The following is a 6,584-nucleotide window of genomic DNA, read 5'->3' on the forward strand; positions in this document are numbered from 1 at the left end:
ACCCTCTCCCCGCAAGCGGGGAGAGGGAGAAGCAATCAGCTCACTTCATCGCGCATTTGTCGTGGAAGCGGTCCTGGCTGTTCTCGACGATGGTGGCGACCGTCTTCAGCGAGAGCTGGCCTTCGGCGTCCTTGACCACGTCCTGGAGATAGAAGCTCTGCACCGGGATGTGGTTGTTGCCGAACTTGAAGGCGCCGCGCAGCGACTTGAAATTGGCCTTCTCCATCTCGGCCTTCATCGCGTCCTTCTTGCTGGTGTCGCCCTTCACCGCGACCACCGCGCTGTTGATGAGCTGAGCCGCGTCATAGGATTGCGCCCCGTAATAGGTCGGGCGCAGGTTGGTGTATTTCTTGCGATAGTCGGCGACGAAGCGCTTGTTCTGCTCGTTGGGGAGATCGTTGACCCATTCCTGCGCGCCGGGAACCCCGAGCGCGTTCTCCTTCTGGAGCGGCAGCGACAGCTCGTCGACGGTGAAGGCCGTGTAGAGCGGCATCGTGCTCTTGAGGCCGGCCTGCGCGTATTGATTGAGGAACTGCACGCCGGCGGCGCCCGGATAGAACACGAAGATCGACTCGGCACCGGAGGCGCGGGCCTTGGAGAGCTCGGCGGAGAAGTCGAGCTGGCTCGGCCAGACCGTGTATTCCTCGCCCTTGATCTCGCCCTTGAAGGTGCTCTTCAGGCCCGCGAGCATGTCCTTGCCGGCGGCGTAGTTCGGCCCGATCAGGAAGACACTCTTGACGCCCTTCTGGTTCATGTAGAGGCCCATGGCCTGCGGCGTCTGGTCGTTCTGCCAGGAGGTCGAGAACACATAGGGCGAGCAGAGTTCGCCGGCGATCTGCGACGGGCCGGCATTGGCCGTGATCAGGAAAGTCTGCGAGTCGACCGCGGTCTTCAGCGAAGCCAGCAGCACGTTCGACCAGATGTATCCGACGATGAAGTCGACCTTGTCGGACTGCACCAGCTTTTCGGTCTTCTGCTTGCCGACATCCGGCTTCTGCCCGTCATCCTCGTAGATCACCTCGACCGGCTTGCCGTCCATCTTGCGCCCGAGATGATCCAGCGCCAGCTCGAACGAGTTGCGCATGTCGTTGCCGATGACGGCGGTCGGGCCGCTGAAGGTCGAAACGAAGCCGATCTTGATGGTGTCGCCGGCGAAAGCCGGGCTTGCCAGCGCAAGCGCAGCCGCGCCCGCCAGCCAGAATGCTGTCCTCATAACCACTCCCCTCCTCAATTCTCTTTGTCCCGGAAACGGGGTGATCGCCGCCCCGGGGGTCTCTTTAGAGCGCAAAATCAGTCGAGCCGCCAATGGCCTCGGCGCCTGCCCTGCACCATAATTCGCCCCAATCGCGAATGGCAAGAAATATAGTTCTACTCACTTCGACGAGGGCTGCGGCGCTTTCTCGCGGACCTCAATGCAAGCCACCTATTCCTCAATTGATGACGGCTATTGGACCGCGCGCCCCTTTCCGCACTTAAATGCCAGAGAGCTTCACCCGTCGGACCCGAGGGCCGCATCATGACCACGACACCGCATCGCGTCGTTATCGTCGGAGCCGGCTTCGGCGGGCTGGAGACGACCTACCGGCTGGCGGGCAGCCCGGTCGCGATCACGCTGATCGATCGCCGCAACCATCATCTGTTCCAGCCACTGCTTTACCAGGTCGCGACCGCCTCGCTCGCCACCAGCGAGATCGCCTGGCCGGTCCGCCATCTCATGCACGACCGGCCCGAGGTGACGACGCTGTTCGCGACCGTCAGCGGCGTCGACACCGAGCGGCGCAGCGTTCTGATCGACGACGGCAGCGAGGTGCCCTACGACACGCTCGTGCTCGCGACCGGCGCCCGCCATGCCTATTTCGGCCACGACGAATGGGAACAGTTCGCACCCGGCCTGAAGACGCTGGAAGACGCGACCACGCTGCGCCGTCACATCCTGGTGGCGTTCGAGCGCGCCGAGCGCGAGACCGATCCGGCACGGCGCGCAGCCCGACTGACCTTCGTCATCGTCGGCGCCGGCCCCACCGGCGTCGAGCTCGCAGGCACTATCGCAGAGATGGCGCATCACACCTTGCCGGGCGATTTCCGCAACATCGACACGCGGAAAGCGCGCGTCGTGCTGGTCGAAGCGGGACCGCGCGTGCTGGCGGGCTTCGCCGACGAGCTCTCGACCTATGCACAGGCCTCGCTGGAGAAGATCGGCGTCGAGGTCGTGCTCGGCCAGCCCGTCACCGAGATCGACCGCGACGGCGTGGTCTATGGCGGCACGCGCCTGGACGCGAAGACCAAGATCTGGGCCGCGGGCGTGCGCGCCTCGCCCGCCGCCGAATGGCTGGGCGTGCCGGCCGATCACGCCGGCCGTGTGCAGGTCGCGGACGACCTGACGATCCCCGGCCATCCCGAGATCTTTGCAATCGGCGACACCGTGACCATCAGTGCCTGGGAAGGCAAGCCGGTGCCCGGGATCGCGCCCGCCGCCAAGCAGCAGGGGCGGCACGTCGCCGAGACCGTCAAGGCGCGCCTGCGCGGCGAGACCAAGGGAGCGTTCCGCTACAAGCACTCCGGCAGCCTCGCGCAGATCGGCAAGCGCCTCGCGGTGATCGATTTCGGCCGCATCAAGCTGCGCGGCACGATCGCGTGGTGGATCTGGGGGATCGCCCACATCTACTTCCTGATCGGGCTCCGCCACCGCCTCAGCGTCGCGCTGAGCTGGCTCTGGATCTACGCCCGCGACCAGCGCGCCGCGCGGTTGATCACGCAGGGCAGCAGCAAGGTGGTGGGGTGATGCTTCTTCTCCCTCTCCCCGTTCTTAAGGGGAGAGGGTCGGGGTGAGGGGCTCTCTCCGCACGCGAGATGGTCGAAGGACCTGTACCCCCTCACCCGGCAAGCGGGGAGAGGTGAAGGAAGACCCGCGCTCGCCGCCCCTACTTCACCAGCTCACACCCGCCCTCCGCCAACGGGCGGAACGCCTGATCGGCGGGAATCGTCGAGACCAGCTTGTAATAGTCGTACGGATATTTCGACTCCTCCGGCTTCTTCACCTCGAACAGGTACATCGGATGCACGACGCGGCCGTCCTTGCGGATCGCGGTGTCGCCGAACAGTTTGTCCTTGCCCTTGAACTTCTTCATCTCGGGCACCGCGTCCTTGGCGTTGTCGCTGCCGGTCGCCGCGACGGCGTTGAGATAAGCGAGCGTGGAGGCATAGACGCCGGCCTGGTTGCCGCTCGGCATCTTGCCGTTCATGCCGGGCCGCGCCGCGAAGCGCTTCGCGAAGGCCCGGGTGTCGTCATTCATGTCCCAATAAAAGGCTTCCATGAGCTGGAGGCCCTGCGCGACCTTGATGCCCATGCCGTGGACGTCGTTGATGAAGAGCAGGAAGGCGACGAGCCTTTGGCCGTTCTGCTGAATGCCGAACTCGGCCGCCTGCTTCACGGCGTTGATGGTGTCGCCGCCGGCGTTCGCCAGCCCGATCACCTGCGCCTTCGAGCCCTGCGCCTGCAACAGGAAGGAGGCGAAATCGGAGGTGCCGAGCGGGTGCTTGCTGGAGCCGAGCACCTTGCCGCCGTGCCCCTCGATATACTTCTGCGCCTCGGCCTCGATGCCCTTGCCGAGGGCGAAATCGACGGTCAGGAAGTACCAGTCCTTGCCGCCGCGCGACACCATCGCGGCCGCCGTGGTGTTGCCGGTGGCCCAGGTGTCGTTGACCCACTGGATGGTGTTGGGCGAGCAGGCCTTGCCGGTGAGATCGGAGCTTGCGGTCGAGGACGCCAGGAAGGTCATGCGGCTGTCGCGCAGCAGCGTGTTGATGGAGAGGCCGACGGCCGAATTGGGCACGTCGACAATGGCATCGACGCCCTCGACGTCGAGCCATTTGCGCGCGATGGCGTTGCCGACGTCGGCCTTGTTCTGGTGATCGGCATAGACGATCTCGACCTTGATGTTCTTGCCGCCGCCGTTGAAGTCCTCCGCCGCCATGCGCGCGGCTTCGACCGAGCCCATGCCGTTGGTGTCCTGGAAGATGCCGGAAACGTCGTTGAGCACGCCGACGCGCACGACATTGTCCGAAATCTCGGCGCTCGCCGCTCCGCTGATGAGGCTCGCGGCCAGCGCGAGCGTCCACTTCAGATGCTTCATGATTCCCTCCCCTGTTCGACTTGTTGTCGTGCCGGTCATTGCCGGCACGTTTGAGAACTCAGACGTCCTGGCAAGTTAGACCTGCCGCTCCGGCAGTCTCAGCACGAGCCCGTCGAGCTCGGACGTGATCATGATCTGGCAGGACAGCCGGCTCGCAGGCAGCCGCTCGGTGGCGGTGCCGTCGAGCAGCGCGTCCTCGTCGTCGGCGATCGCCGGCATCCGCGTGAGCCAGCTCTCGTCGACATAGACATGGCAGGTCGCGCACATGGCGTTGCCGCCGCATTCGGCCAGGATGCCGTCGAGGCCATGACGGGTCGCGGCCTGCATGGCGCTCTCGCCGTCGCTGGTCTCGATACGGTCGGACTTGCCGTCGGGATGGATGAAGGTGATGGCGGGCATCAAAACTCCTCGTCAGGCCGGGGTGATGGTGACCGGCAGGCTGTCGAGCCCGCGCAGCGTGTTGTTGAAGCGGCGCTTCGGCTCGCCGGTGATCGCGATCCTGGCGATGCGCCGCGCCAGCGCGGTCAGCAACACCTCGCCTTCGAGGCGCGCGACGAGCTGGCCGACGCACATGTGGATGCCGGAGCCGAAACCGACATGGCCGGACGAGCGACGGGTGATGTCGTAGCTGTCCGGCTTGTCCCAGCGCCGCGGATCGCGATTGGCGGCGGCGAGGAACATCAGCACTTTCTCGCCCTCGCCGATGGTCGCGCCGGAGAGCTCGACCTCGCGCGTGGTGGTGCGGAAGAAGGTCTGCACTGGGCTCTCGAAACGCACCGCCTCCTCGAACGCATTGCGCGCCAGCGAGAGATCGTCGCGCAGGCGCTGCCATTGCTCCGGGAAGCGCGCGAGGCAATAGATGGCGGCGCCGATGCCGTTGACGGTGGTGTCGAGCCCGGCCGACAGCAGCGAGCGCACCAGCAGCGGCGCCTCGGCTGCGGTGATCGCGCCGTCGTCGACCTGGGCATGAATGCAGGCGCCAAAGCCGCCGGGTGCGAGATTGTCGCGCTGGCACTGCTCGGCGACATAGGCCTGGTGCGGCGCCGAGCGCGCGATCGCGTCCTGGCGCAACTGGTTCGGCGGACCGAACGCGTTGAACACGACACTCGCATAGGGAATGAGATGCTCGCGGCCTTCGCGCTTCAGGCCGAGCGCGTCCGGAAAGATCGAGAGCGGATAGGCTTCCGCGAGGTCCGTGATTGCGTCGAAGCTGTGCTTCTCCAGCAGCACATCGACCCGCTCCTCCGCCGCCGCCGTGAAGCGGTCGCGCACCTGCTTCATCACTGTCGGTGACAACACCTTGGAGAGTACGGCGCGGGTGCGGGTGTGCGCGGGTGGATCAGCCTCCAGAATCAGGCTCGGCGRCCGCCACGGCGCCTCCTTCTTGAAGTCGGAGAGGCCGACGCCGCGGCTGGAGCAGAATGTCGCGGGATCATTGAGGACGGCATGGACCTCGGCATAGCGCGCCACGCCATAGACGTTCCATTTATCGAGATAGACGACCGGCCCGGCCTCCCGCAGCAATTCATGCGTGGAATAGGGATCGGCAAAAAAGTCCATCGCGAAGGGATCGACGTCGAGATGCGGGACCGCCGTGCCGCCGGTGGATACAGGGGAGCCGGGTGCGCTCATTGATGTTCTCCCTCATTTTGATCTTGTGAAAGGCAACCGCATGCCCTTAGGTCTGCGGGCAGCCCCCGAGTCAAAACCCCGACATGCCGCCGTCCTCGACCAGATCCAGACAAAAGCCTGCGCCCGCTGACGCAGGGCCGACGCTCGACCTCGACCGTTACGTTCCGGCCTTCATCACCTTCATCGCCAACAAGCTCTCGAACAGCGCGACCGCGTTCTATCAGCGGCAGTTCGGCGTCAACGTCACGGAATGGCGGATCATGTCGCTGCTGGCGATCGAGCCCGGCATTCCGGCCTCGCGCATCTGCCACGTCATCGGTTTTGACAAGGGCCCGGTGAGCCGGACGCTGGCCGGCCTCGAGAAGCGCGGGCTGGTGTCGATCCGCACCGACCCGAACGACGGCCGTACCCATTCGATCTCGCTGACGGCGAGAGGACGCGCCACCCATGACAAGGTGATCGTCGCGGCGTTCGAGCGCGAGCGGCGGCTGCTGTCCTGCCTCAGCAAGGACGAGCGCGAGGTGCTGATCGATCTGCTGCGCCGGCTGCACGAAAATCTCGGCGCGGTGACGGACAGCAGCTACGGCTGACACGACGCGCGGCGAGCGCGCTGTGCGACCGCTTTCAGGCATGCGCAGGCATTTGCCGGCGGCATCATTCCTGCCGAGCATGTTTCCTCCCAGATCAGACACAGCGGTTCCTCCGCCGTCATTCTTGTCTGGAACGGTTCGCATAAATTAGTTGCTTAGGCAACAAAAGAATCGCGAGAGAGAATGCGGCAGGATGGCTGGCCTGTTGTACGAGCTGTCTCACTCCCTC

6 protein-coding genes are annotated in these 6,584 nt (G+C 65.2%); 2 read left to right on the top strand and 4 right to left on the bottom strand.

Annotated elements, in window-relative coordinates:
* Positions 1-40: 40 nt before the first annotated feature.
* Entirely contained in the window at positions 41-1,213 is a 1,173-nt protein-coding gene (locus ACXJL8_RS30010; RefSeq protein WP_456619552.1) for an ABC transporter substrate-binding protein, read from the bottom strand.
* A 303-nt stretch (positions 1,214-1,516) separates the two neighbouring features.
* Between ACXJL8_RS30010 and ACXJL8_RS30015 the strand changes: the two genes are divergently transcribed.
* Positions 1,517-2,782, top strand: coding sequence for an NAD(P)/FAD-dependent oxidoreductase (locus tag ACXJL8_RS30015; protein ID WP_456619551.1), 1,266 nt, complete (start codon positions 1,517-1,519; stop codon positions 2,780-2,782).
* A gap of 139 nt (positions 2,783-2,921) precedes the next feature.
* On the opposite strand, the gene ACXJL8_RS30020 is transcribed toward ACXJL8_RS30015, so the two are convergent.
* The 3 genes from ACXJL8_RS30020 to ACXJL8_RS30030 form a co-directional block, all read right to left on the bottom strand.
* Complete coding sequence (locus tag ACXJL8_RS30020; RefSeq protein WP_456619550.1) at positions 2,922-4,133, bottom strand: ABC transporter substrate-binding protein; 1,212 nt, start codon at positions 4,131-4,133, stop codon at positions 2,922-2,924.
* 75 nt (positions 4,134-4,208) lie between these two features.
* Positions 4,209-4,532 carry a 2Fe-2S iron-sulfur cluster-binding protein gene (locus ACXJL8_RS30025; RefSeq protein WP_456619549.1) on the bottom strand — a complete coding sequence of 108 codons (324 nt, stop codon included), beginning with the start codon at positions 4,530-4,532 and terminating at the stop codon, positions 4,209-4,211.
* 12 nt (positions 4,533-4,544) lie between these two features.
* On the bottom strand, positions 4,545-5,765 hold the full coding sequence (locus ACXJL8_RS30030; RefSeq protein ID WP_456686091.1) for a cytochrome P450: 1,221 nt from the start codon (positions 5,763-5,765) through the stop codon (positions 4,545-4,547).
* An 83-nt stretch (positions 5,766-5,848) separates the two neighbouring features.
* Here ACXJL8_RS30030 and ACXJL8_RS30035 point away from each other — a divergent pair, with 83 nt between their 5' ends.
* Complete coding sequence (locus tag ACXJL8_RS30035) at positions 5,849-6,355, top strand: MarR family winged helix-turn-helix transcriptional regulator (protein WP_456619547.1); 507 nt, start codon at positions 5,849-5,851, stop codon at positions 6,353-6,355.
* The last annotated feature ends 229 nt before the right edge of the window (positions 6,356-6,584 follow it).

Source organism: Bradyrhizobium sp. P5_C11_2, from assembly GCF_054049755.1.